Here is a 22,864-nt window from a genome sequence, read left to right as displayed (position 1 = left end):
CACAGGGCTAAAACGCACACACGCTTCGTTAGTCATTCTTAACAGCCGTTCATCTTCAGCGCCTCCGACGCGTGCTGCGCGCGACATCGCAAGCACGCGTTAGGGAAATTTGCCGCTATCGCAAAAAAATTCTTGCGCCGCGAAGTCAAAAGACTTATTTCCTGCCTTGCCCAATTTCGCACGTGCCTGTGGTCGTGTGTCAGTCGGTAGGTATCCGGACAAGAGGCCGGACAGCCGCCAAGGGGTGGAAGAACCGAGGGTCGCTTACGTCCATCAGGACACGAGGCGGCCAGCATCTCTCTCCAGGGATGCCGTTGAAGGTCTCACCACTCTTTGCAACCGTGACTGGCAGCCGGAGGCGAACCGGCGCACCCCGCTCTCAACGGGGGACGCGACTTAAAGCAACGACGGATCGGGCTTTTTTGGTCTCTACCGGCGGTCCAACGCCGGCCCGGGCTACTGAAAAGGCTTGTCCTTCATTGCCAGGTGAGCGGGCGGGAAACTCTCCCAACCAATCCACGGCAGCACAGTCTGGTTTGAGTCTCTTGGCCTCAACGCGCCTCCATCGCGCGATGTGGCCGAAGCGCTCTTACCCGACGTCACGTTGATGCGGATCCCGTCGCTGGGGCCGTTGGAGAGTGCCATGACTGAACGTATCCAGGAATTCCTGCGCAACCGCCGCCAGGATGGTCTCGACACCGAGCCGTGCCTCGTCGTCGACCTCGAAGTCGTGCGCGACAACTACCAGACCTTCGCGAAGGCGCTGCCGGACAGCCGCGTGTTCTACGCGGTGAAGGCTAATCCTGCGCCCGAAGTGCTCTCGCTGCTGGCCTCGCTCGGCTCCTGCTTCGACACCGCGACCGTCGCGGAGATCGAGATGGCGCTGGCCGCCGGTGCGACGCCGGACCGCATCTCCTATGGCAACACGATCAAGAAGGAGCGCGACATCGCGCGTGCCTTCGCGCTCGGCATTCGCCTGTTCGCGGTCGACTGCGCCGCCGAGGTCGAGAAGGTCGCCCGCGCCGCCCCCGGCGCCAAGGTGTTCTGCCGCATCCTCTATGACTGCGCCGGCGCCGAGTGGCCGCTGTCGCGCAAGTTCGGCTGCGACCCGGAGATGGCGGTCGAGGTGCTCGACCTCGCCAAGCGCCTGGGTCTGGAGCCGTGCGGCATCTCGTTCCATGTCGGTTCGCAGCAGCGCAAGGTGAAGGCGTGGGATCGCGCGCTCGCGATGGCGTCGACCGTGTTCCGTGACTGCGCCGAGCGCGGGATCAACCTCACCATGGTCAACATGGGCGGCGGCTTCCCGACCAAGTACCTCAAGGATGTCCCGCCGGTCGTGCAATATGGCCGGTCGATCTTCCGCGCGCTGCGCAAGCATTTCGGCAACCAGATCCCGGAGACGATCATCGAGCCGGGCCGCGGCATGGTCGGCAATGCCGGAATCATCGAGACCGAAGTCGTTCTGATCTCGAAGAAGAGCGACGAGGACGAGGTGCGCTGGGTCTATCTCGACATCGGCAAGTTCGGCGGTCTCGCCGAGACGATGGACGAATCGATCCGCTACGCCATCCGCACCCCGCATGACGGGGCGGATATGACGCCGTGCGTGCTCGCGGGCCCGACCTGCGACAGCGCCGACGTGCTGTACGAGAAGCTGCCGTATCCGCTTCCGGTGACGCTCGAGATCGGCGACAAGCTGCTGATCGAAGGCACCGGCGCCTATACGTCGACCTACTCGTCGGTGGCGTTCAACGGCATTCCGCCGCTGAAGACCTACCACATCTGACCCGCCTCCTTTTCGAGGCCCGATAAACCGGGAGCCGGCCCCGCCGGCTCCTCCCCGATCATTTTTGATTTTCCTGAACGACGCTTGCCGCGGCGTACGACATGCCGTTGCAAGCGGGGACTGACGTGCCATGACTGCAAAACGGAACACCCCCGTTGCCCTCATCCGAGATGCCGCCCCGTTCGCGATCCGTGCGGAGCGTGGCTCGGACGTCGTCGCACGCGAAGCGCTGCTGGATGCCTGCTTTGGCTGCAATCGCCATACGCGCACCTGCCAGCGCCTGCGCGACGGACGCGCGCCCGCCGAAGGCCTGAGCCTTGCGGCCGTGCGCCAGGACGGCCGGCTGGTTGGAACCGTGCGGTTGTGGCACGTCAGCGCGGGGGGCCGCAGCGCGCTGATGCTGGGGCCGCTGGCAGTCGACGACGGCTGCCGCGGCCTCGGCGTCGGCGCCGCGCTGATGCAGCGTGCGCTGGCGGTCGCCAAGGCGCGCGGCCACGGCGCCGTGATCCTGCTTGGCGATGCGCCCTACTACGCCCGCTTCGGCTTCACCGCCGCCAAGACCGGCGAGCTGTCGCTGCCGGGCACGTTCGAGCGCGAGCGGCTGCTCGGCCTCGAGCTTGTCGCCGGCGCGCTGGACTGCGCCTGGGGCATGATCACGCCGACCGGCGCGCCGCTGCCCGAGGCCAAGGCATCGCGGACGCGATCCCGGACCCGGAAGGCACCGCTCGCCGTGCCGCACGCGGCGTAAGGCGGGCCGTCATGTCGGAGCACCTTCCCATCACCGACCGCGCGCGCCCGCGTTGGCGCGGCCTCGTCACCACGGTCATGCTGATCCTGATCTCGGTGATGATCGTCAGGGATATCCTGGTCCGGCGCTGGACCGGCACGCCGCCATCGCCGCCGGACGCCACGTTGCAGTCCCACTAGTGCCGGCCGCACCAGGCCTGAACCAAGAAGGGGTTGCGCGGGCGGCAAAAATGCCCGTAAACCCCGCGCAAAGCCATTTTCAGTCGAGGTCCAGATGTCCCGCCGCCTGATTTCCACCGGCTCGCCCTTTGAGAAGACCGCCGGCTACAGCCGCGCCGTGATCGACGGCGACTTCGCTTTCGTCGCGGGAACCACCGGCTATGACTACGCCACGATGACCATGCCATCGGATGTCACGAGCCAGTCACGGAACTGCTTCAAGACCATCGAGGCCGCCCTCAAGGAGGGAGGCTTTGCGATGGCCGACATCGTTCGCGCGACCTACTACCTCACCGATGCCCGTGACGTGGATGCCCATTTCGCGGTCTGCGGCGAGGTCCTCGGCGACATCCGCCCGGCCGCAACGATGCTGATCGTCGCGGGGCTCTACAAGCCCGAGATGAAGGTCGAGATCGAAGTCACCGCGAAGCGTCGCAACCCCTGATCCACTCTATCCGCCGCTAGGCACTCTCCTGGAGAAAATGATGAGCCCCGCCTCGCAGATCTACGCGAAGATCACAGGTCCCATTGTCATGATCGGCTTCGGCTCGATCGGCAAAGGCACGCTGCCTTTGATCGAGCGGCATCTCGACTACGACGTGTCGCGCGTCACCGTGATCGACCCCAAGGACGAGGGCCGCAAGGCGCATTGCGAGAAGCACAACGTCAAATTCATCCAGAAGGCCGTGACCAAGGACAATTATCGCGACCTGCTGAGCCCGCTGCTCACTGAAGGCGGCGGCCAGGGCTTTTGCGTCAATCTGTCGGTCGATACCGGCTCGACCGACATCATGGAGCTCTGCAACGAACTCGGCGCTCTCTACATCGACACCGTCAACGAGCCCTGGCTCGGCTTCTATTTCGATTCGTCGAAGGGCCCGGAAGCGCGCTCCAACTACGCGCTTCGCGAAGTGACGCTGGCCGCCAAGAAGGCGCGCCCCGCGGGCTCGACGACGGCCGTCTCCTGCTGTGGCGCCAATCCCGGCATGGTCTCGTTCTTCGTCAAGCAGGCGCTGCTCAATGTCGCCGCCGATCTGAAGCTCAATGCCCCGAAGCCGAAGACCAAGGCCGAATGGGCGGACTTGATGCGGCAGGCCGGCGTGAAGGGCATCCACATCGCCGAGCGCGACACCCAGCGCTCCAAGTCGCCGAAAGAGCCTGACGTCTTCGTCAACACCTGGTCGGTGGAAGGTTTCCTGTCGGAAGGCGTGCAGCCGTCCGAACTCGGCTGGGGCACCCATGAGAAATGGATGCCCGAGAATGCGCATACCCACGAAGCCGGCTGCGGCGCCGCCATCTATCTGATGCAGCCCGGCGCCAACACGCGCGTGCGCACCTGGTGCCCGACCCGCGGCGCGCAGTATGGCTTCCTCGTCACCCACAACGAGTCGATCTCGATCGCCGATTACTTCACGGTGCGTGACGCATCGGGCACGGCGATCTATCGGCCGACCTGCCACTATGCCTATCACCCGGCCGACGACGCCGTGCTGTCGCTGCATGAAATGTTCGGCCGCGCAGCGAAGATGCAGGAGAAGCACCACATCCTCGACGAGAACGAGATCGTCGATGGCATCGACGAGCTCGGCGTCCTGCTGTTCGGCCATGACAACAATGCCTACTGGTACGGCTCGCAGCTCTCCATCGAGGAGACCCGCAAGCTCGCGCCCTATCAGAACGCCACCGGCCTGCAGGTGACGTCCGCCGTGCTCGGCGGCATGGTGTGGGCGCTGGAAAACCCGAACGAAGGCATCGTCGAGGCCGACGAGATGGACTTCGATCGTCTGCTGGAAATCCAGATGCCGTATCTCGGCCCCGTGAAGGGCTTCTACACCGACTGGACCCCGCTGACGGATCGTCCGGGACTGTTCCCGGAAGACATCGACACCAGCGATCCCTGGCAGTTCAAGAATATTCTGGTGCGCTGACCCGAAGGGTCATTCCGGGATGCGCGCTTCGGCGCGCAGACCCGGGATCTCGAGATGACTGCGCGAGATTCTCCGGTGCGCGAGTGCGCACCGCTGTTCATCGCTGACGCGATGCCGCGGAATGACCTCGTCATCTCGCCATGTAGTCGAACGCGACCGAGCCGAGGCCGAGCGTCAGGTCCGCCTTGAAATGCAGCGCCGAGACCACCTCGCGCACCGGCAGGCGGGCGACGTCGCACAGCGCGTGCGGAAACAGCCCGAGCGCGGCGGGACCGGTCCAGGCCTCCTTCAGCGTGATGTCTTCCAGATGAAACCGCACCAGCTCGCAGATCCGCGGGCTGCCGTCGACGTGCGGGATGATTTTCAGAATGAAGTTCGGCGCTGTCATCGATTTCAGCACGGTGTCGAGGTCGACCTTGCGGTGCTTGTAGCCCATGGTGGCGGAGGCGCAGAGCACCGAGCCGTAATGCAGCGAGCCGACCAGCACGTCGCTCTCGACCTCGATCCTGGGCTTTGCCAGCTTCTTCGGAAATCCCCACAGCTCGCGGCCGCCGGCGATCGGACCCTCGTCGTCGAGATACATCGCGTGGGTGTAGGCTCCCTCCTCGCCCCTGAAGCGAACCGGGATCACCTGCCCGGTCTCGGTGTAGTCGCCGAACCCGGTCGAGTCCGGCATGCGGATGAACTCGTACTTCACCACAGGCTCGGCGACCTCGAGCGGCTCCGGCACCACGGCGGCGAGCGCTTCCGGGTCGGTCTTGTAGGTGATGATGAAATATTCGCGGTCGAAGAACCGGTAGGGCCCCGGCGGAAACGACGGGTTGGTGAGCGGCATCGAATAGGCGGTGCGCCGGACGTCCTCGATCTTCATGGCAGGCCCCATCTGTCGTTGGCAAGACGACAGATTATGGAGGGCGTCGGCGGCGGAGGCGAGACCGTATAATCGGCAGCGTCCGTCAAATCCGCGTCACAATGCGGGCCGCGGCGTGCCTACTTTTTCTCGATCGGCGGCGCGGTCTTCTCCGCGGGCGCGGGCGGCAGCACCGGCTTGGCGCCGGACTTCTGTGCCTCGTCGTCGGGACGCGCGGGCTGCGGCGCCGGCGTGGTCGGCCGCTCGCCGCCCGGCTTCGACTCGGCCGGCGGCGCCGTCTTCTGCGGCTCGGGCGTCGGCGTCGGTTGCAGCGGCTGGGTCGCCTGCGCGATCTCCTGCGGCGGGGCCGCATTGATCGCGTGCAGCGAAAGCACCGCGATCGCAACGCCCGCAGCCACCAGCGTCGAGGCGATCAGCATGTCGATTCGCAACCTGGTCCGATCCACAGCCATCTCGTTCACCTGCGCCTTGTCCGCGGGGTCAACGATCCGGCCACGGCATGGTTCCGAAGCGGCGCCTGCGGGAACCGCGGCTCAATCCGTGGTGCTGACCTCCCAGGTCGCGTGCCGCACGCCGGGCTGATGCTGCAGGTCGACCACCACGGCGTTCAATTCGTTGGGCTCGACCGCGGTCGAGACCAGCGTCGCCACGATCTCGAGGAAGTCGTCGCCGGCCTCGACCACGTCGACATCGGCGACCGGATAGTTCGCGGCCTCCAGCTTCTCGACCAGGCGGTCGCGCATGTCGGGCAACGCCTCGGGAGTCACGGCGAGCTTGAAATAGTAGGTCGCCTCCGAGGCCTTCTCGTTCAGCGGGATGCGGTTGATGGCGTTGACCAGCGGACGCAGCAGCGTGTTGCCCGCGATCACGAACAAGGTCAGCGCCGCCGCCTGCGCCACGAGGTCAGCACCGGCGCAGGAGCCGACCGCGGCCGAGGCCCACAGCGTCGCCGCGGTGTTGAGGCCGCGCACATCCATGCCCTGCTTCATGATGACGCCGGCGCCGAGGAAGCCGATCCCCGACACCACATAGGCGATCACCCGGACCGCGCCGTCGGCGCCGGCCAGATGCATCGCGAGGTCGACGAAGGCTGCAGCGCCGACCGCGACCAGCACATTGGTGCGCAGGCCCGCGGTGCGCTGCCGGTACTGTCGCTCGGCGCCGATCAGGGTGCCAAACACAAAGGCCGTGGTCAGGCTGACCAGCGTGTCGATGAAGTCGGCGAGCTGGAACGTGGTGAGAAATCGCATGACGCTGCGGCCCCGGCGCGAGCTTCGTCTTTTGACGCGTTTTCTTCACGCGAACCGGTACCCACTTCGCTCGAAAACGCTTCGTCTGCCGCGATCTCTTACAGTTCCACGATGCCCGCGTCACCATCTTCCGTGCCGAAGGCGAGCAGCGTGCCCTTGGCATTCCATCCGAGCGCCGAAACCGCCGTGCCGGCGTTCCGGCGCACCAGGATCTCGGCGCCGTCCTCGAGGCGGACCATCAGCACGGTGCCGTCGGCATAGCCGACCGCCATGATGTCGTTCTTCGGATGGCAGGCGACCACCGCGACCCGCGCCGGCATCGGCGCCAGCATCGCCGGCTCCTTGCCCATCGGCCCGTCCTTGCTGGTGAACGGCCAGACGATCACGGTATCGGCGCCCGAGGTCGCGAGCCCCTTGCCGCCGACGCTCCATGACATCGAGCGGACGCGGCCGGGATAGCCGCTCATCCGCATGTGCCGGTTGTCGGCGAGCCGCCAGCCATGCATCGCGGGCTCGTGCATCGCGGTGACGAGGAATTTGTTGTCCGGGCTGAACATGACGGCGAGATGCGAGCCGGCCCATTCCAGAAATTCCGGATTGGCCGCCATGTTGGGAAACCACAAGGTCACGCCGTTGTAATGCGCGATCGCGAGCCTCAGGCCCTTCGGCGCAAAAGCAAGCCCGCCGACGGTCGACGGCACCTCGAAGGTTTTCTCTTCGCCCTTGGGATTGCGCACGAAGGCGGTCTTGCCCGCCGACCACGCCACGGTGCCGTCGCTGTGCAGCGCGACATTGTCGATCCAACGCCGCTTGGCGTCGGTCGCAATGACAGAGGTCTCGCCCTTGGCGTCGATCGCGATCAGCTTGCCGTCGTCACCGCCGGTGACGAGCCGCTTGCCGTCGGAGGCGGCGCACAGGATGGCGCCGAAATGCGTCTCCGTCCGTGTGATCTCGCCGTCGGCGGTCGCGATCGCAACACCCTCCTCGGCGCCGACGAAGAACGCGCGGTCGCCAAGGAAATGCACCGAGCTCACCGCCGCGCCGAGCGGCAACGGCTTGACGCGGTCGGTGATCGAAACGATGGAAGAAGGGGCCTCGCCCGGATCGAACTCTTTCATCACGTGGTGATGCACTGCTCGAAGCCGTCGCGAATCGCCTGCTCGGGCAGTTCGCGACCGATGAACACGACACGGCTCTCGCGCTTCTCGCCGTCCTTCCATTTCCGCTGATGGTCGCCCTCCAGCATCATGTGGACGCCCTGGAACACGTAGCGGTCGTCATCGCCGGTGAAGGCGAGGATGCCCTTCGAGCGCAGGATCTTCTGGCCCTCGGTGGCGACGAGCTGCTGCAGCCAGGGCATGAACTTGGTCGGGTCGAGCGGCTTCTCCGAGCGCAGCGACAGCGACTGCATCTCCTCGTCGTGATAATGCTTCAACCCGCCATGGCCATGGTCGTGATCATGGTGGTGGTGATGATCATGGTCATGGTGATGATGATCGTGATCGTGATCGTCGCCGGCCTCGAGGAAATCCGGCTCGATCTCCAGGATGCGGTCGAGATCGAATGCACCGCGCTCCAGCACATCGGTCAGTCCGACCTGGCAACGCTCGGTGCGGTGCAGCTTGGCATAGGGATTGATGCCGCGGATGCGGGCCTCGACCTCGGCGAGCTCGGGCTTGGAGACCAGGTCGGTCTTGTTCAGCACGATGACGTCGGCGAACGCGATCTGGTTCTTGGCCTCCGGCGCGTCCTTGAGGCGGTCGCTCAGCCATTTGGCATCGGCGACGGTCACAACCGCGTCGAGCCGGGCGTTCTTCTGCACGTCCTCGTCGACGAAGAAGGTCTGCGCGACCGGCGCCGGATCGGCAAGGCCGGTGGTCTCGACGATGATGGCGTCGAACTTGCCCTTGCGCTTCATCAGGCCGTCCATGATGCGGACGAGGTCGCCGCGCACGGTGCAGCAGACGCAGCCATTGTTCATCTCGAACACTTCCTCATCGGCGCCGATGATGAGGTCGTTGTCGATGCCGATCTCGCCGAATTCATTAACGATGACGGCGTATTTCTTGCCGTGGTTTTCCGACAGGATGCGGTTCAACAGCGTGGTCTTGCCGGCGCCGAGATAGCCCGTCAGCACGGTCACAGGAATTTTTTGCGAAGCTTCAGCCATAACAACTCCGAAGGAACTTGGGGCCGCGCTCAATCCCGGCAGGGAGGGCCCCTGCCCTAGTCGGCGAGCGCGCTGGTCAGGGCCTTTATATTGTGCCTGACCATATCAATGTAAGTGGGTGCATCGCCCTTTTCGGCCGTCAAACCGTCCGAATACAGGGTGCCGCCGACCCGGGCGCCGGTCTCGGCCGCGATCCGCTCGATCAGGCGGGGATCGCTGATATTTTCGAGAAAAACTGCCGGAATTTTCGCAACCTTGATCTGGGCGATGATCGCGGCGATATCGCGCGCGCTGGGCTCGGAATCGGTGGACACGCTGAGCGGCGAGAAGAACGTGACCCCGTAGGCGTCGGCGAAATAGCCGAAGGCGCCATGGGTCGAGATCACCTTGCGCCGCGCCTCCGGCACTTTCGCCACCGCCTCGTGCACCTCGCGGTCGAGCGCCTCGAGCTTGGCCAGATAGGCGTCGGCATTGGCCTTGAAGATGGCCGCCTGGTCAGGGGCCGCGGCGATCAGCCCGTCGCGAATATTGACGACGTAGATCTTCGCATTGGCCACGGATTGCCAGGCATGCGGGTCGTCATGGCCACCCATCTTTCGTGGCATGATCCCCTTGGTCGCCACCGCGATCGGCGCCTTGCTGCCCGAGGCCTGCAGCAGCCGCGGCATCCAGCCTTCGAAGCCGAGGCCGTTGATGACCACGAGCTTGGCGTCGGCGACCTTCTTGGCGTCTGCCGGCGTCGGCGCGTAGACATGGGCATCGCCGTCGGGCCCGACCAGCGCCGTCACGTCGACATTATTGCCGCCGACATTGCGCACCATGTCGGCGAGGATCGAGAAGCTCGCGACGACATTGATGCGCTCCACGGCGCGCGCCGGTCCGCTCGCCAGCAGCAGCGCCAGACCAATCAAACCGAACAATCGCCGCATCGTACTCACGCCTCGAGATGGCGGCCGGGAAACAGCTGCCGCACCAGGCCGCTGACATTGCCGAACAGCAGCGACACAATATAGAGCCCCGCCGCGACCAGGATGATCGCGGGACCGGAAGGAATCCGGGTCTGGTACGACAGCACCAGCCCGGCATAGCCCGACACAATCGCGCTCGCGACCGCGATGCAGATCATGGTGGTGATGTCGCGCGACCAGAACCGCGCGATGCCCGCGGGCAGGATCATCAGTCCGACGCCGAGCAGCGTGCCGAGCGCGTGGAAGCCGTTGACGAGGTTGACCACGACGAGTGCGAGGAAGGCGAGATGCGCCGGCGCGCCGGCCCGGCTCACGGTGCGCAAAAATACCGGATCGACGCATTCGATCACCAGCGGGCGATAGATCACTGCGAGCACCAGCAGCGTGAGGGTGGCGTTGAACGCGATCACCAGCAGGGTCTGGTCGTCCATCGCCAGGATGTTGCCGAACAACACATGCAGCAGGTCGATATTGGTGCCCTTGATCGAAACGATCGTGACGCCGAGCGCGAGCGAGACCAGATAGAAGGTCGCGAGCGAGGCGTCCTCCTTCAATTCGGTGGTGCGGGCGACGAGGCCCGCGAGCAGCGCCACGGCAAAGCCGGCGATCAGGCCGCCGGTCGTCATCGCGAACAGGTTGAGCCCGGACAGCAGGAAGCCGATCGCAGCCCCCGGCAGGATCGCATGCGCCATGGCGTCGCCGACCAGGCTCATCCGCCGCAGCATCAGGAACACGCCGATCGGCGCACCGCCGAGCGACAATGCGATCACCGCCGCCAGCGCGCGGCGCATGAACTCGAATTCGGTGAAGGGCGTGACCAGCGCGTCTGAAAGCATCGGCGTCAAGCGGCCCGCGAGCGTGGATCGGCGGCGCAGGCCGCGGCGCTGTCGTCGAACGCCTCGCACATCCGCATCGCGACCATCAGATTGTCCGCCGTCAGCGCCTCGGCGGTCGGTCCCCATTCCACCGGGCCGCGCGCCAGCAGCAGCGTCTCCGGGAAATTGTTACGCACCATGTCGAGGTCGTGCAGTGCCGCCAGCACGGTGCGCCCCTCGCCGTTCCAGCGCTTCACCAGCGCCAGCAAGTCAGCTGATGTCTTGGCGTCGATGGCGTTGAAGGGTTCGTCGAGCACGATCAGGCGGGCGTCCTGCAACAGCACGCGCGCGAACAGCATGCGCTGGGTCTGGCCGCCGGACAGCGTGCCGATCGGTCGGTTCTCGAAACCGTTGAGGCCGACCGCGGCGAGCGCCGCCAAAATCTTCTCGCGCGCGGCCCTGCCGATGCCGCCGAAGAAGCCGGTCGAGCGCCACAGCCCGGTGCCGACGAAGTCGAACACCGAGATCGGGAAGCTGCGGTCGATGTCGGCAGACTGCGGCAGATAGGCGATGTCGCGGTGATCCAGCCCGTCGAGATCGATCACGCCGGACAGCGGCTTGAGCACGCCGGCGATGCCGCGCAGCAGGGTCGACTTGCCGGCGCCGTTCGGGCCGATCACGGCGAGCAGCGCACCCGCCTCGACGGCACCATTGAGATGATGCACCGCCGGGTGGCGGTCGTAGCCGAGCGTGACGTCGCGGAAGGTAACAAGAGCAGCCACCGGTCTCACCTCATCGCCAGCCAGACGACCGCCCACAGGCCGGCACTGACCGCAAGCGCCGCGAGCAGCCGGACCGGCACGGGCATGCGCAGGATCGACCAGTGCGCGGCCTGCGCCGGATGCGCGTGCGGGGCGTGGCTGTGCCCGTGGGGGGCGTGGCCGTGATGGTGGTGCTCGTGGGTGTGCGTATGCGCCATGGAACGACTGTTATATTATAACATAACGCGAGTCTACAAACGAGGAACTCATGGCCGATCCGCAAAACCGGGGGGGATTTGAGCTGCGGCGGGGGCAAGTCGCTTGTCTACCAGCTTGTCTATGCGAGCTAGACCCAAAGCTGCCCATCCCGTCACCCTGAGGTGCGAGCGGAGCGAGCCTCGAAGGGCGACGGCCCGGCTGGTGGCCGTGCATCCTTCGAGGCTCGCAAGAGCTCGCACCTCAGGATGACGGGATGTACTGGATCGCTTGGTCGAGCCGGGCGATGACAGCTTTAATGGTGACGCAGCTTCGCATTCTGGCGGCATGTTATCGATTGGCGCGTGCGGAAAATACCGGCGGAAGGCCTTCGGCGACGGAGAGTCAGCCCTTATGCGACCAGCACATAGACCAGCATGGCGGCGGTGATCGCCATCCAGACGAGCGAGAGGCGGAAATACAGCAGGTCCCGATTCATGGGCGCGAGCGTACACGCCCGCGCTGACACCAACCTTTCACCAGGTTAAGGCATCGCGGATTTGTTCACTAAGCACGCCAGCGGAGCGGATTGGTGGTTGGCACGCCGAAAGACACAGCTCCGGCCCTCAATATAGGAACATGGCAATCGCCATGAGGATGACCGGGCTTAGCCCCATCAGCACGACAAACACGCTGTAAAGTAGGTTGCCCATAACGCCGCCCTACGTTGGAAGGGGAAGCTATGCCGGGAGGAACTCGGCAAGCCAGTGCAGTTTGTGCCAGCGGTGTTCGAGCTTTGGGAATTACCCAGTTATCTCCGCGACCTAGCTGGACACCCCCGTAACATTACGGGGGCGACACAGCTCAGGCAGAGAAAAGGGCGACGAGCGCCACCACCGCCAAAGCGGTAGCGACGCACCCTGCGATCATGACCCAGTCCTGACGCTTCGCCATGCCGGGCACGCTCACCCTGGCCAGCGCAGGTCATATTGACCTAGGTCAACCGGCCAAAATCATTCATCGGCCGTCGAGGCATCACGCAACGAAGCGCTCTCACGCCTCGCGCACGTAACTCTTCAACCGTGCCTGGAGCACCGCGATCACCTGGTCGCGGACCGGATCGCGGGAGCCTTTGAGCCAGGCGGCGGCGAGCGGCAGCCGGCCGGCGCTGCTGCCGCGCTTCAGGCGGAGCGGCACAAAGCGGACGCCGGGGATCGCCATCCGCGCGGTCCAGCGCGGCACGATGGCGACGCCGAGCCGCGCTGCGACCATGTTGACGATGGTCTGCTTCTCGTCGGCGATCTCCTGGATGCGCGGCGTCAGCCCGGCCTCGTCGAACAGTTTTGTCGTCAGATCGTGGCTGTGCGGCCGCGAGCGGCGCTCCGGCACGATCAAGGGCTGATCCGCGATGTCGGGCAGCACGATCTGCTTGCGCCGCGCCAGCGCGTGCTTGTGCGACAGCGCCACCACGGCGGTCTCCTGCAGCAGCGGGACAAACTCGATGCGCCGGTCGGGCCGCTCCGGCGGGCGCACGAACGCAAGGTCGAGCGCGCCCGACAAGAGCTTCGGCAGCAGGCGGATGGTCTTCTCCTCGAGCAGTTGCACCGCGACGTCCGGATAGGCGGCGCGAACGTCGCGCAGCAACGGCGGCAAGAGGCCGGCCGCGGCGCTGTCGATCGCGCCGATCCGGAACCGCCGCGCCTGTGGCTTGCGCAGGCGGCGGCGAAAGCCGTTCTCGATCGCCTCGGCGCGGCCGAGCAGCGCGCGGCCCTCGCGCAGCAGCACAGCCCCGTCCTCGGTCAACGACACCGCGCGCGTCGTGCGCGCGAACAGCCGCACCCCGAGATCCTCTTCCAAGAGCTTGATGTGGCGACCCAGCGCCGACGGCATCATCTGCAGGCGCTGCGCGGCGCGGCCGAAATGCAGTTCCTCGGCAGCCGCGACAAAGCAGCGAAGCTGGTGCAGTTCCAAGACGTCGCTTCCTTATGCCCTGCGTTCGTCATGGCCGGGCTTGTCCCGGCCATCCACGTCTTTCTTTGCCGCCAAGACGTGGATGCCCGGCACAAGGCCGGGCATGACGCCAAGTGAGACCGGGCCCGATTATATCATTTTTTTGTATAAACCGGCGCGGCTTGAAGCGAAAGGGCGCGAGCTTCTAGGCTTTCCGATAGCGCGCGACAGGCGCCGTCCCAACAAACAAGACGAACCCGGGGAAGAAGCCCATGGAAAGCGAGCTTGGCACGCGCGTATTGCGCAAGATCTCACTGCGCATCGTGCCGTTCATCATGCTGCTGTACTTCGTGGCCTTCATCGACCGCGTCAATATCGGCTTCGCCTCGCTGACCATGAACAAGGACATCGGCCTGTCGCCGACCGTCTATGGCTTCGGCGCCGGTATCTTCTTCTGGGGCTACTTCCTGTTCGAGGTACCCTCCAACATCATCCTGCACAAGATCGGCGCGCGGATCTGGATCGCGCGGGTGATGATCACCTGGGGCCTGGTCTCGGCGGCGATGGCGCTGGTGCAGGGCGCGACCAGCTTCTATGTGCTGCGCTTCCTGCTCGGCGCTGCGGAGGCCGGCTTCTTCCCCGGCATCATCCTCTATCTGTCCTACTGGTTCCCGGCGCGGCAGCGCGCCGCCGTCACCGCGCTGTTCATGGCGGCGGCGCCGCTCTCGACCGTGCTCGGCTCGCCGCTCTCAGGTGCGCTGCTGGAGATGGACGGAATGCTCGGCTTCAAGGGCTGGCAATGGCTGTTCGTGCTGGAGGCGGTGCCCGCCGTGCTGCTCGGCTTCGTCGTGCTGGGCTTCCTGACCGACCGGCCGGAGCAGGCCAGATGGCTTGCCGACGACGAGCGCGCCTGGCTGGTCAAGACCATGAAGGCCGAGACCGACGGCAAGGCCTCAACCGCCAGCCACAGCATCTGGCGCGGTCTCGCCGACCCGCGCGTGCTGGCGCTGGCGCTGGTCTATTTCGGCACCTCGGCCGGGCTCTACACACTTGGGGTGTGGGCGCCGCAGATCATCAAGGCGTTCGGCCTGTCGTCGATCCAGGTCGGCTTCCTCAACGCGGTACCGGCGACGGTTGCCGTGATCGCGATGGTGTTGTGGGCGCGGCATTCCGACCGTACCGGCGAGCGCACCTGGCACGTGGTGCTGGCCTGCCTGATAGCCGCGGCGGGACTTGCGCTTGCCGGGCTGTGGACCGGCCTTGCCGCCGTGATCGCGGCGCTGACGCTGGTCAATATCGGCATCTCCTCATCGAAGCCGCCGCTATGGAGCATGCCGACCATGTTCCTGTCGGGCTCGGCCGCCGCGGCCGGAATCGCCACCATCAACTCGATCGGCAATCTCGGCGGCTTCGTCGGGCCGGCGATGATCGGCTGGATCAAGGAACGCACCGGCAGTTTCGAGGGCGGCCTCTATTTCGTCGCCGGCCTCCTGGTGCTCTCGGCCGTGCTCACGCTGCTGCTGTCGCGCGCGCAGAGCGCGCCGGCACAATCCGAACCGCAACCCAATCCCGTGCGAACCCGCTAACCACTCATCCGGAGACAACCCATGCGTACCCATTCCATCGCCGCCATCCCCGCCGACGGCATCGGCCCCGAAGTGATCTCCGCGGGCGTCCGCGTGCTGGAGGCGCTGGCGAAGCGCAGCGGCGACATCAGCTTCAACGTCAAAACCTTCGACTGGGGCTCGGACTACTACAAGAAGCACGGCGTGATGATGCCGGCCGACGGGCTCGCGGAGCTGAAGAACTTCGACGCGATCTATTTCGGCGCGGTCGGCGCGCCCGATGTGCCCGACCACATCACGCTGTGGGGCCTTCGCCTGCCGATCTGCCAGGGCTTTGACCAGTACGCCAATGTGCGGCCGACCAAGATCCTGCCCGGCGTCGCCTCGCCGCTGCGCAATGTCGGCGTCGGCGATCTCGACTGGGTCATCGTGCGCGAGAATTCCGAGGGCGAATATGCCGGCATGGGCGGCCGCGCACACAAGGGCCTGCCGGAGGAAGTCGGCACCGAAGTCGCCGTCTTCACCCGCGTCGGCGTGACGCGGATCATGCGCTATGCGTTCCAGCTGGCGCAGTCGCGGCCGCGCAAATTCCTCACCGTGGTGACCAAGTCGAACGCGCAGCGCCACGGCATGGTGATGTGGGACGAGATCGCCGCCGAGGTGGCGAAGGACTTCCCCGACGTCACCTGGGACAAGATGCTGGTCGACGCCATGACGGTGCGGATGACGCTCAATCCGAGGAGCCTCGACACCATCGTCGCGACCAATCTGCACGCCGATATTCTCTCCGACCTTGCCGGCGCGCTGGCCGGCAGCCTCGGCGTCGCGCCGACCGGCAACATCGACCCGCAGCGCCGCTACCCCTCGATGTTCGAGCCGATCCACGGCTCGGCCTTCGACATCACCGGCAAGGGTATCGCCAACCCGGTCGCGACCTTCTGGACCGGTGCGCAGATGCTGGAGCATCTCGGCGAGAAGGACGCCGCGGCGCGCCTGATGGCGGCGGTGGAGAAGGTGTGCGCCGCCGGCGTGCTGACGCCCGACGTCGGCGGCAAGGCGACGACCAAGGAAGTCACCGACGCGGTGATCGACGCGATCCATGGGTCGAATGTGTGAGGGGGCGGTCGCTATCCGCGAACTCCGTCCGCCTCTCCCGCTTGCGGGGTCGAGACGAGCGAAGCTCGCTCTTAGGCCGGCGCGCAACGCGCGACGCGAAGCGTCGTCCGAAGCGCGGCGGGTGGGGGGCTCTCTCCACAGCGTGACTCGCGGAGAGAGCCCCCACCCCACCCTCCCCCGCAAGCGGGAGAGGGAGCCAGCCACCGTGGCTCACCTGACGAAGGATCTGGTGCACCTGCTTCCGGAATCCTGGATCGACCTCCACGCGGACAGTTTTACGCAACTCGCCGATATGCTCGTGCCGGCGTAGCGACGCAAGGGGCGACCCGGCCGAGAGTGCTCACCTCACGAAAACGTCCCCGCCTCCGCGCAATTCGTTAGCCGCGCCGGGACGCCGACGGCGGTGCAGCCGGCGGGCACATCCGTCGTGACAAGCGCGCCGGCGCCGATCCTGGCGAAATCGCCGATCGAGAGATGTCCGATCACGGTGGCGCCGGCGCTGAGCAGCACGCCGCGGCCGATCTTCGGCGCGCGGCGCGGATCATCCTGATGCCGCGCGATGGTGACGTTCTGCAAAATCGTGACCTCGTCGCCGACCGAGGCCAGCGCGCCGATGATGATGCCGGTGCCGTGATCGAGGAACACAGCGGTTCCGATCCGGGCCGACGGGTGAATGCTGATCTGCAACTGGTCCGCCGTCGCGCTTTGCATCATGAGCGCAAGGTCGGGGCGGTCCTCGCGCCACAGCCAGTTCGATACCCGCCAGGCTTGCAGCGCGACGAAGCCCTTGAAGTTGAGCAGCGGCGGCAGGAAGCCCGTGATCGCCGGATCACGGCGCACGATGGCTGTGAGATCGGTGGCCGCGGCATCGACCAGCGCGGGCTCGGCCGCATAGGCTTCGCGGGCCGCGCGCATAAACTGCGCACGATCCTCTTCCGCGCGGCCGATATGCCGGCCGATCAGAAAGGCGAGCGCGCCGCCGAGGTCACCCTGATCGAGGATGAAGGCGGCCGACGCCTCGAGGAAGGGATCAGCCGCGATCGCGGCTGCCGCTTCGCGCCGGATCGCAAGCCAGAGATCGCCAGCCGTCACAGTCACCGATCCCGCCATGGTCTTCACCTCATCGTCCGGATTCCCAAACGATAGAGTGGGCGTCACCGCCCCAAAATGCAAACCGCCCGCTTGCTCATCGCAAACGGGCGGCTCAGGGCCATCAGGTTCTATGGGGGCACATCGCCTGAGGGCTCAGTGCTTGCCTCGCACGATCAGCCCTGCGGCGGCTGGTCACTCGGCGGGGTCGGACGGGTCTTGTGCTGCGCCATGAAGGCGTCGAACTCTTCCTTGTCCTTGGCGTGACGCAGGCGATCGAGGAAGTTCTTGAACTCGACCTGCTCCTCCTCGAGACGGCGCAGCGTGTCCTGACGGTACTCGTCGAAGGCGCGGTTGCCGCTGGAGGGCGGACCGAAGCCGCCGAACGGGAAGCCGCGGCGCTCCATGCGGCTCTTCATCCGCTCCATCTTGTCCTGCATCCGCTCCATCTTGTTCTGCCAGCGATCCATGTCGTTGTGACTCCAACAGGCCATCTTTCTGCTCCCGAGTGTGAAAAAGAGAAGGGCGAGGCCGATCGGCCACCAGATCATGAAGCCGAGGATGATCCCGGCGATCTTCAGGGGATGCCACGGCGTCGCGTAGAAGTAGGGACGGTAGGGCTCTTCGACGGGGCCGCGCCAGCGATTGACATCAGCGGTGTAGGCCATTTCCTTCTCCATCACGGCATCACGCCGTTGTGAATGTAAATAACATTTACATAGGTAGCGGATCCCTTGGGAAAGTCAAGCAGCGCGGATGACGCACCCTTCGGATTATTTTTGGCTCTGCCGTTGAACCTTATTTCGGCTTGCCCCACGGACCGGCCGGCTTTTCGTCGGCTGCCGCGGTTCCAGGCCTGCGGTCGGTCGGGAAGCCCAGCCCGCGCAGATAGATCAGCACTTCGGCCTCGAGCAGGTCCTCCGGCGACATCGGCAGCTTGCGCCGCGCGGCATCGCCGCGGCCGAACAGCGAGGCGACGCCGTGCGACATCGCCCAGATGTGCAGCGCCATCATCATCGCCGGCGGACGCGGCATGCCGGGCGGCGCCAGTGCCGCGAGCCGTTCGGCAGCGGCGCGGATGATCGCAAAGGCGCGCTCGCTCGCGGCCATCAGGGTCGGATTGGAATCGACCGGCAGGCCGGATTCGAACATCGCCGAATAGAACGCGGGCTCCTCGCGGGCGAAGGCCAGATAGGCCTTGCCGACGCGCTCGAACGCCGTGACGGTGTCGGGGCGGCCGTCGTCCCAGGCCTGCGTCAGCAGCGATTCAAACTGCTCGAAGCCGCGTTGCGCGATGCTGGCGATCAACTCGTCACGGTCGCGGAAGTGGCGGTACGGCGCGGCGGGGCTGACGCCGGCCATCCGCGCGGCATCGGCGAAGGTGAAGCCGGCCGGCCCCTTCTTCGAGATCAGGTCGAGGGCGGCCTGCAGCAACGCCTCTTTGAGATTGCCGTGATGATAGCCGCGCTCGGCGCGGCCTTGGTCCTTGCGCCAGCTCATGTGAACGGCTTTTACATGAGCCGGCGGTAAAGGTCACTAGCGGGGCGGCGGCGCGTCAATCAAGATTAACGGACCAGTCAGTCGGGGGCTTCCGCGCAACGCCGTCAGGCGCGTTGCATGACTAGGCGGGGACGTAGGTCAACCTGATCGTTTTTTCGCCTATCCGGTCGCTTGCCACCAGGCGGAGCGGCGCGCGGGGCCCGACGAAGAATGGCTTGCCGCGCCCCAGCACGATGGGCCGGAGGTACAGTCGATACTCGTCAATCAGGCCAAGCTCGGTCAGAGTCCCCGCCAGGTCCGGCCCGGCGACTTCGATCTCCCCGTCGAGCCGGGCCTTCAGCCCGCGCACCGCCGCCTCAAGGTCCCCCTCGACCAGTGTCGCGTTGGGTCCGACGGATTTCAGCGAGCGCGACACGACCCACTTTGGCCGTCTCCGCCACACTGCCGCATAGTCGCGCTCCTCCGCATCCCAATCAGGAAGGTCGTCGTCCCAATAGCGCATCACCTCGTACATGCGCCGGCCATACAACATGCCGGCCACACCGCGCACCTGCTCGATGAAATGACGAAAGAGCCCGGTGTCCGGCACCATCGCCTGATGATCGACATAGCCGTCGAGCGACTGGTTCAGTCCGAAGACGAGCTTCGCCATGGCGCAAGACCTCCACTTCAGGGCTTTCAGATTTGCTCGGGCCGGCGTGACCTGACTCGCCAATCGCGAGCGGAGGCCTCTCCGCGAGTTACACAGTGGAGAGGGCCTCCATCCGCCGCGCTGCGCGCGACGACCTCCCCGCGCGCAAGCGGGAGAGGTTCAGGGAGCCCATGGCCGGAAACGATTGCCTATCGCCCGGGGATCGGCAGCACCGGCATGATTTCCACGGCTTCGCCCGGGAAGATCGAAAAATGCGGGTGGTTCTCGAACAGCTTTGCCGCCGCTTCATGCGAGGGCGCGCGCACCACGGTGAAGCCGGTCATCAGATTGGCGATGTCGGTGACGCCGCCCTGCCCGACCTTCTTGGTCTTGCCGAGCGGTCCGCCCATCTCGACGATCACGTCATGGTGCTTCTCGACCCAGGCGCCCCAGGCCGCCATGCCCTGCTGCTCCTTGGCGCGCCGTTCGGCCTCGGGCAGCGCGTTCCAGGCGGCCATGCGCGAGCCGGTGCTGCCGCCACCGAGATAGACGGCGAGGAAGGTGTTGGTGCTCATCTTGCGTCTCCATTGTAGTCGTTGCTGGTTTGACGATCGTTTGCTGGCGCGATGACGCCGTGCGGCGGCATCGCTACGTGTTGCAAGGCCGGATCATGCGGTGTCAGCGCAGCGCCTTGCCCCAGCCGCCCTGCGGATGCTCGAAGGTCGCGGCGGCCTGCTGCACCTCCTCGGAGAAATCGGCCATCTCCTGCACCTGGCGGATCTCGATCATCTCGTTCGCGGTGGCCGGGCATTTCCTGGCCCATTCGATTGCCTCGGCGCGCGAGGCGACCTCGATCATCCAGAAGCCGCCGATCACTTCCTTGGCCTCGGTGAACGGGCCGTCGATCACGACCGGCATGCCGGTGTCGAACTTGACGCGCGCACCTGCAGCCGGCGGATGCAGGCCTTCCAGCGTGATCAGCACGCCGGCGTCCTTCAGCGCCTGATTGTACCGCATCATCGCGGCGACCCGTTCGGGGTCGAGCTCGAGCTTGGCCGGCGCGGACTCGTAGCCGAGCGGGATCATCAGCATCATGAAACGCATTGGTCGGATTTCCTTGCCTGTTGAATCACTCGCAATCTTCACCCTCGTCATGCCGGGAAGCCCCACACGGCGCCGGCCCGGAATCCACGACTTGCGACGGAGATCATGTATTCGGAGCGCATCGCCGGCGCGATATCGCGGAATGACGTCGGGTGTCATTTCCTGCCCACCTGTGCGCGCAGGCGCTCTCCCCGCTCGCGCAGCTCGGGCGTCAGCGCCTCGCCGAAATCCTCCGCGGCAAACACCTGGCGGATTTCGATCTCGGAGCCGACGTCGAACGGCGCGCGCTTCATCCAGTCGATCGCTTCATCGAGCGACTTGGTCTCGATCAGCCAGAAGCCGCAGACGAGATCGCCGGTCAGGCTGAACGGTCCGTGGCTCACGGTGCTCTGCCCGCCGGCATATTTGACCCGCGCGCCCTTGTTGGTCGGGTGCAGGCCCTCGCCGGCCTGCATGACGCCGGCCTTGACCATCTCCTCGTTGAACTTGCCCATCGCGGCGAGCAGTTCGGTGCTCGGCATCACGCCGGCCTCGGTATCCCTGCTCGCCTTCACGATCACCATGAACTTCATCGTCCTGCTCCGTTGTCTTGTTCAGCTGCTTTGCCGGTATCTCCGGTGCTCGTCTCAAGGACGACGCGGGGCTTGCCACGCCGACAGGGTTTGCGAAATTATTTCGGAGGTCATTGCATCGCGCGCCACAGCCCTCAGCGTTCTTGCCTGACGAGCTCTCCGTCCTGGTGCGACGGGCCGAAATAGACGTCGATGCGCGACACCTTGTCGCCGTCGAACACGAAGAACTCGGTGTTGCGAAAGCTCTTGCCGTCGCGCGCGACGCAGCGATAGGTGACGAAGGCCTCGACGCCGTCGACCATGATGCGCTCGATCTCGTGGCGGCCGATCCAGCCGGAGTCGCGCCAGCACTCGGCGAAATAGGTCGGCTTGTCGATGTTCTCGCCATAGGGCGTCGAGAAGCGGAAATCCTCCGCGAACGCCGCCTCGACACTCGCGCGGTCATCGGCGAGGTAGGCGGCGAAAAGGGAGCGGATGATCTCCGCCCTGTTGCCAGCTGCAGCCATGTCGTCTCCCACACGTATTGCCCGGGCCTCCGGAGCGGCCAGCGCTCCGGAAACCCGGGCCTCAGGGAGATGACGAGCGAGACGGCGCGAAAGCGACATCACGCCACAATTTATTTTTGGAACCGGATCGGAGGCCGGCTTGCTTCAGGTTTCCTGCGGGAACATGCCGAAATAGGGCTCGGCCTCCTTCAGGACGCGCGCGAAGGACGGCCGCGCCATCAGCCGCTCGAGATAGACGGCCAGTTGCCGATGGCCATCTCCGAACGGCTCGACCTTGTTGCCGTAGAACATCGTCGGCGCGGCCGCGCAATCGGCCAACGAGAAATGCTCGCCCATCATCCAGCCGCCCTGCGCGCGTTGCTGATCAAGGATCAGTTGCTGATCGAGGATCGCATAGGAGGTGCGGAGCTGCGCCCGCGCCTCGGCGACGCCATGGGGGTCCTTGCGATCGGCAGGCCGCAGGCGGTCGCCGACCACCTTCTGCATTGGCAGATGGACATAGAGATCGAGAAAGCGGTCGCGCAGCCGGGTCTGCAGCGCGAGGTCCGGATCCTCGGGGATCAGCCTGACGGCACCGGGATAATGCCGGTCGAGATATTCGATGACGATGCTCGATTCGGGCACCGTCTCGCCCCGCGTCTCGTCGCGGAGCACGGGAAAACGGCCGATCGGCGATAGCGCGAGCAGCGCCGCGCGCTCGGCGGGATCGCCGAGATTGACCTTGTTCGGCTTGAACGGCGTGCCGTTCTCGTAGAGCGCAATCAGCGCCTTCCAGCAGAACGAGGACAGCGGGTGGTAATGCAGGGTGAGCGACATCGGAACTCCATCATGGAACCAGTGCCCGGAGGACGAATCGGAGGCCGCCCGGCCGACATCTCGTGCCACGATTATTTTGCGATCGCGGTGAGCAGATACTCGAACCTCGACGCGCCTTCGTCGAGGACGCGAATCAGAGAGCGAGATCGATCGGCGAAGCGGCCGGTAATATCAAACTTCGTAATAGGCCTATCAGCGCTGCTGAAGTGAACGCGTTGCGATCATCCGCATCAGACCAAAGTCGTCCTCGATTTTCGCCCGTAAGATTACGGTGAACATCGCATGCAGATACGGATGATAACGTG

The 22,864-nt window shown here is 65.5% G+C and carries 26 protein-coding genes; 7 read left to right on the top strand and 19 right to left on the bottom strand.

Annotation, left to right across the window (positions count from 1 at the left end; all coding sequences use genetic code 11):
• Positions 1 to 643: 643 nt before the first annotated feature.
• From IF803_RS36175 to IF803_RS36155, 5 genes are all read left to right on the top strand, one after another.
• The gene (locus IF803_RS36175; RefSeq protein WP_461195515.1) at positions 644 to 1,786 is read left to right on the top strand and encodes a type III PLP-dependent enzyme; all 1,143 of its coding nucleotides are present in this window, start codon (positions 644 to 646) and stop codon (positions 1,784 to 1,786) included.
• A gap of 130 nt (positions 1,787 to 1,916) precedes the next feature.
• Positions 1,917 to 2,534: a GNAT family N-acetyltransferase gene (locus tag IF803_RS36170; protein ID WP_461195514.1), complete on the top strand. Its 618-nt coding sequence runs from the start codon at positions 1,917 to 1,919 to the stop codon at positions 2,532 to 2,534.
• Positions 2,535 to 2,545: 11 nt separating this feature from the next.
• Complete coding sequence (locus IF803_RS36165; protein ID WP_461195513.1) at positions 2,546 to 2,713, top strand: hypothetical protein; 168 nt, start codon at positions 2,546 to 2,548, stop codon at positions 2,711 to 2,713.
• A gap of 94 nt (positions 2,714 to 2,807) precedes the next feature.
• The gene (locus IF803_RS36160) at positions 2,808 to 3,197 is read left to right on the top strand and encodes a RidA family protein (protein WP_028332860.1); all 390 of its coding nucleotides are present in this window, start codon (positions 2,808 to 2,810) and stop codon (positions 3,195 to 3,197) included.
• A 40-nt stretch (positions 3,198 to 3,237) separates the two neighbouring features.
• Complete coding sequence (locus IF803_RS36155; RefSeq protein WP_461195519.1) at positions 3,238 to 4,680, top strand: homospermidine synthase; 1,443 nt, start codon at positions 3,238 to 3,240, stop codon at positions 4,678 to 4,680.
• A 130-nt stretch (positions 4,681 to 4,810) separates the two neighbouring features.
• On the opposite strand, the gene IF803_RS36150 is transcribed toward IF803_RS36155, so the two are convergent.
• From IF803_RS36150 to IF803_RS36105, 10 genes are all read right to left on the bottom strand, one after another.
• Entirely contained in the window at positions 4,811 to 5,551 is a 741-nt protein-coding gene (locus IF803_RS36150) for an acetoacetate decarboxylase (RefSeq protein ID WP_212055965.1), read from the bottom strand.
• A 119-nt stretch (positions 5,552 to 5,670) separates the two neighbouring features.
• Complete coding sequence (locus IF803_RS36145) at positions 5,671 to 6,003, bottom strand: hypothetical protein (RefSeq protein WP_461195512.1); 333 nt, start codon at positions 6,001 to 6,003, stop codon at positions 5,671 to 5,673.
• Between the two features lie 81 nt (positions 6,004 to 6,084).
• Entirely contained in the window at positions 6,085 to 6,801 is a 717-nt protein-coding gene (locus tag IF803_RS36140) for an MgtC/SapB family protein (RefSeq protein ID WP_461195511.1), read from the bottom strand.
• A gap of 98 nt (positions 6,802 to 6,899) precedes the next feature.
• Positions 6,900 to 7,919 carry a WD40 repeat domain-containing protein gene (locus tag IF803_RS36135; protein WP_304498601.1) on the bottom strand — a complete coding sequence of 340 codons (1,020 nt, stop codon included), beginning with the start codon at positions 7,917 to 7,919 and terminating at the stop codon, positions 6,900 to 6,902.
• Entirely contained in the window at positions 7,919 to 8,971 is a 1,053-nt protein-coding gene (locus tag IF803_RS36130; RefSeq protein ID WP_461195510.1) for a CobW family GTP-binding protein, read from the bottom strand. Before IF803_RS36130 ends, IF803_RS36135 begins: the two co-directional genes overlap by 1 nt.
• 56 nt (positions 8,972 to 9,027) lie before the next feature.
• Entirely contained in the window at positions 9,028 to 9,900 is an 873-nt protein-coding gene (locus IF803_RS36125; RefSeq protein ID WP_461195509.1) for a metal ABC transporter substrate-binding protein, read from the bottom strand.
• A gap of 5 nt (positions 9,901 to 9,905) precedes the next feature.
• Positions 9,906 to 10,775, bottom strand: a complete 870-nt coding sequence (locus IF803_RS36120) for a metal ABC transporter permease (protein ID WP_028341367.1) — start codon at positions 10,773 to 10,775, stop codon at positions 9,906 to 9,908.
• Positions 10,776 to 10,780: 5 nt separating this feature from the next.
• Positions 10,781 to 11,536, bottom strand: coding sequence for a metal ABC transporter ATP-binding protein (locus IF803_RS36115; RefSeq protein WP_304498598.1), 756 nt, complete (start codon positions 11,534 to 11,536; stop codon positions 10,781 to 10,783).
• A 5-nt stretch (positions 11,537 to 11,541) separates the two neighbouring features.
• Entirely contained in the window at positions 11,542 to 11,733 is a 192-nt protein-coding gene (locus IF803_RS36110) for a hypothetical protein (RefSeq protein ID WP_461195508.1), read from the bottom strand.
• Positions 11,734 to 12,763: 1,030 nt separating this feature from the next.
• Positions 12,764 to 13,681 (bottom strand): LysR family transcriptional regulator, encoded by a 918-nt coding sequence (locus tag IF803_RS36105; RefSeq protein ID WP_461195507.1) that lies wholly within the window; start codon positions 13,679 to 13,681, stop codon positions 12,764 to 12,766.
• A 251-nt stretch (positions 13,682 to 13,932) separates the two neighbouring features.
• Between IF803_RS36105 and IF803_RS36100 the strand changes: the two genes are divergently transcribed.
• Both IF803_RS36100 and IF803_RS36095 read left to right on the top strand, forming a co-directional pair.
• Positions 13,933 to 15,246 carry an MFS transporter gene (locus IF803_RS36100; RefSeq protein WP_461195506.1) on the top strand — a complete coding sequence of 438 codons (1,314 nt, stop codon included), beginning with the start codon at positions 13,933 to 13,935 and terminating at the stop codon, positions 15,244 to 15,246.
• A 21-nt stretch (positions 15,247 to 15,267) separates the two neighbouring features.
• Positions 15,268 to 16,341: a tartrate dehydrogenase gene (locus IF803_RS36095; RefSeq protein WP_028341372.1), complete on the top strand. Its 1,074-nt coding sequence runs from the start codon at positions 15,268 to 15,270 to the stop codon at positions 16,339 to 16,341.
• Between the two features lie 345 nt (positions 16,342 to 16,686).
• Here the strand turns inward: IF803_RS36095 and IF803_RS36090 are convergent, their stop codons facing one another.
• From IF803_RS36090 to IF803_RS36050, 9 genes are all read right to left on the bottom strand, one after another.
• Entirely contained in the window at positions 16,687 to 17,451 is a 765-nt protein-coding gene (locus tag IF803_RS36090; RefSeq protein WP_461195505.1) for a serine O-acetyltransferase, read from the bottom strand.
• Positions 17,452 to 17,606: 155 nt separating this feature from the next.
• A complete protein-coding gene (locus IF803_RS36085) occupies positions 17,607 to 18,098 on the bottom strand; it encodes a DUF2852 domain-containing protein (RefSeq protein WP_028341374.1) in 492 nt (163 codons plus the stop codon).
• Between the two features lie 130 nt (positions 18,099 to 18,228).
• On the bottom strand, positions 18,229 to 18,930 hold the full coding sequence (locus IF803_RS36080; RefSeq protein ID WP_304498593.1) for a TetR/AcrR family transcriptional regulator: 702 nt from the start codon (positions 18,928 to 18,930) through the stop codon (positions 18,229 to 18,231).
• A 121-nt stretch (positions 18,931 to 19,051) separates the two neighbouring features.
• Positions 19,052 to 19,582 carry a dihydrofolate reductase family protein gene (locus tag IF803_RS36075; protein WP_461195504.1) on the bottom strand — a complete coding sequence of 177 codons (531 nt, stop codon included), beginning with the start codon at positions 19,580 to 19,582 and terminating at the stop codon, positions 19,052 to 19,054.
• A gap of 188 nt (positions 19,583 to 19,770) precedes the next feature.
• The gene (locus IF803_RS36070) at positions 19,771 to 20,136 is read right to left on the bottom strand and encodes a YciI family protein (protein WP_028341377.1); all 366 of its coding nucleotides are present in this window, start codon (positions 20,134 to 20,136) and stop codon (positions 19,771 to 19,773) included.
• A gap of 103 nt (positions 20,137 to 20,239) precedes the next feature.
• Entirely contained in the window at positions 20,240 to 20,665 is a 426-nt protein-coding gene (locus tag IF803_RS36065; protein ID WP_038384380.1) for a YciI family protein, read from the bottom strand.
• Positions 20,666 to 20,820: 155 nt separating this feature from the next.
• Positions 20,821 to 21,237, bottom strand: coding sequence for a YciI family protein (locus tag IF803_RS36060; protein WP_028341378.1), 417 nt, complete (start codon positions 21,235 to 21,237; stop codon positions 20,821 to 20,823).
• A 134-nt stretch (positions 21,238 to 21,371) separates the two neighbouring features.
• A complete protein-coding gene (locus IF803_RS36055) occupies positions 21,372 to 21,743 on the bottom strand; it encodes a nuclear transport factor 2 family protein (RefSeq protein ID WP_461195503.1) in 372 nt (123 codons plus the stop codon).
• A gap of 144 nt (positions 21,744 to 21,887) precedes the next feature.
• Positions 21,888 to 22,559: a glutathione S-transferase family protein gene (locus tag IF803_RS36050; protein ID WP_461195502.1), complete on the bottom strand. Its 672-nt coding sequence runs from the start codon at positions 22,557 to 22,559 to the stop codon at positions 21,888 to 21,890.
• Positions 22,560 to 22,864 lie beyond the last annotated feature (305 nt).

It is taken from the genome of Bradyrhizobium sp. UFLA06-06, from assembly GCF_054820065.1.
Note: the sequence above shows the minus strand (reverse complement) of the source record. Positions and strands in the feature narration are given on the sequence as shown.

Excerpts from the sequence above, each read along its gene's own strand:
- IF803_RS36175 (WP_461195515.1), top strand. The coding sequence starts at position 644 with ATGACTGAACGTATCCAGGAATTCCTGCGCAACCGCCGCCAGGATGGT.
- IF803_RS36170 (WP_461195514.1), top strand. The coding sequence starts at position 1,917 with ATGACTGCAAAACGGAACACCCCCGTTGCCCTCATCCGAGATGCCGCC.
- IF803_RS36165 (WP_461195513.1), top strand. The coding sequence starts at position 2,546 with ATGTCGGAGCACCTTCCCATCACCGACCGCGCGCGCCCGCGTTGGCGC.
- IF803_RS36160 (WP_028332860.1), top strand. The coding sequence starts at position 2,808 with ATGTCCCGCCGCCTGATTTCCACCGGCTCGCCCTTTGAGAAGACCGCC.
- IF803_RS36155 (WP_461195519.1), top strand. The coding sequence starts at position 3,238 with ATGAGCCCCGCCTCGCAGATCTACGCGAAGATCACAGGTCCCATTGTC.
- IF803_RS36150 (WP_212055965.1), bottom strand. The coding sequence starts at position 5,551 with ATGAAGATCGAGGACGTCCGGCGCACCGCCTATTCGATGCCGCTCACC.
- IF803_RS36145 (WP_461195512.1), bottom strand. The coding sequence starts at position 6,003 with ATGGCTGTGGATCGGACCAGGTTGCGAATCGACATGCTGATCGCCTCG.
- IF803_RS36140 (WP_461195511.1), bottom strand. The coding sequence starts at position 6,801 with ATGCGATTTCTCACCACGTTCCAGCTCGCCGACTTCATCGACACGCTG.
- IF803_RS36135 (WP_304498601.1), bottom strand. The coding sequence starts at position 7,919 with ATGAAAGAGTTCGATCCGGGCGAGGCCCCTTCTTCCATCGTTTCGATC.
- IF803_RS36130 (WP_461195510.1), bottom strand. The coding sequence starts at position 8,971 with ATGGCTGAAGCTTCGCAAAAAATTCCTGTGACCGTGCTGACGGGCTAT.
- IF803_RS36125 (WP_461195509.1), bottom strand. The coding sequence starts at position 9,900 with ATGCGGCGATTGTTCGGTTTGATTGGTCTGGCGCTGCTGCTGGCGAGC.
- IF803_RS36120 (WP_028341367.1), bottom strand. The coding sequence starts at position 10,775 with ATGCTTTCAGACGCGCTGGTCACGCCCTTCACCGAATTCGAGTTCATG.
- IF803_RS36110 (WP_461195508.1), bottom strand. The coding sequence starts at position 11,733 with ATGGCGCATACGCACACCCACGAGCACCACCATCACGGCCACGCCCCC.
- IF803_RS36100 (WP_461195506.1), top strand. The coding sequence starts at position 13,933 with ATGGAAAGCGAGCTTGGCACGCGCGTATTGCGCAAGATCTCACTGCGC.
- IF803_RS36095 (WP_028341372.1), top strand. The coding sequence starts at position 15,268 with ATGCGTACCCATTCCATCGCCGCCATCCCCGCCGACGGCATCGGCCCC.
- IF803_RS36090 (WP_461195505.1), bottom strand. The coding sequence starts at position 17,451 with ATGGCGGGATCGGTGACTGTGACGGCTGGCGATCTCTGGCTTGCGATC.
- IF803_RS36085 (WP_028341374.1), bottom strand. The coding sequence starts at position 18,098 with ATGGCCTACACCGCTGATGTCAATCGCTGGCGCGGCCCCGTCGAAGAG.
- IF803_RS36080 (WP_304498593.1), bottom strand. The coding sequence starts at position 18,930 with ATGAGCTGGCGCAAGGACCAAGGCCGCGCCGAGCGCGGCTATCATCAC.
- IF803_RS36075 (WP_461195504.1), bottom strand. The coding sequence starts at position 19,582 with ATGGCGAAGCTCGTCTTCGGACTGAACCAGTCGCTCGACGGCTATGTC.
- IF803_RS36070 (WP_028341377.1), bottom strand. The coding sequence starts at position 20,136 with ATGAGCACCAACACCTTCCTCGCCGTCTATCTCGGTGGCGGCAGCACC.
- IF803_RS36065 (WP_038384380.1), bottom strand. The coding sequence starts at position 20,665 with ATGCGTTTCATGATGCTGATGATCCCGCTCGGCTACGAGTCCGCGCCG.
- IF803_RS36060 (WP_028341378.1), bottom strand. The coding sequence starts at position 21,237 with ATGAAGTTCATGGTGATCGTGAAGGCGAGCAGGGATACCGAGGCCGGC.
- IF803_RS36055 (WP_461195503.1), bottom strand. The coding sequence starts at position 21,743 with ATGGCTGCAGCTGGCAACAGGGCGGAGATCATCCGCTCCCTTTTCGCC.
- IF803_RS36050 (WP_461195502.1), bottom strand. The coding sequence starts at position 22,559 with ATGTCGCTCACCCTGCATTACCACCCGCTGTCCTCGTTCTGCTGGAAG.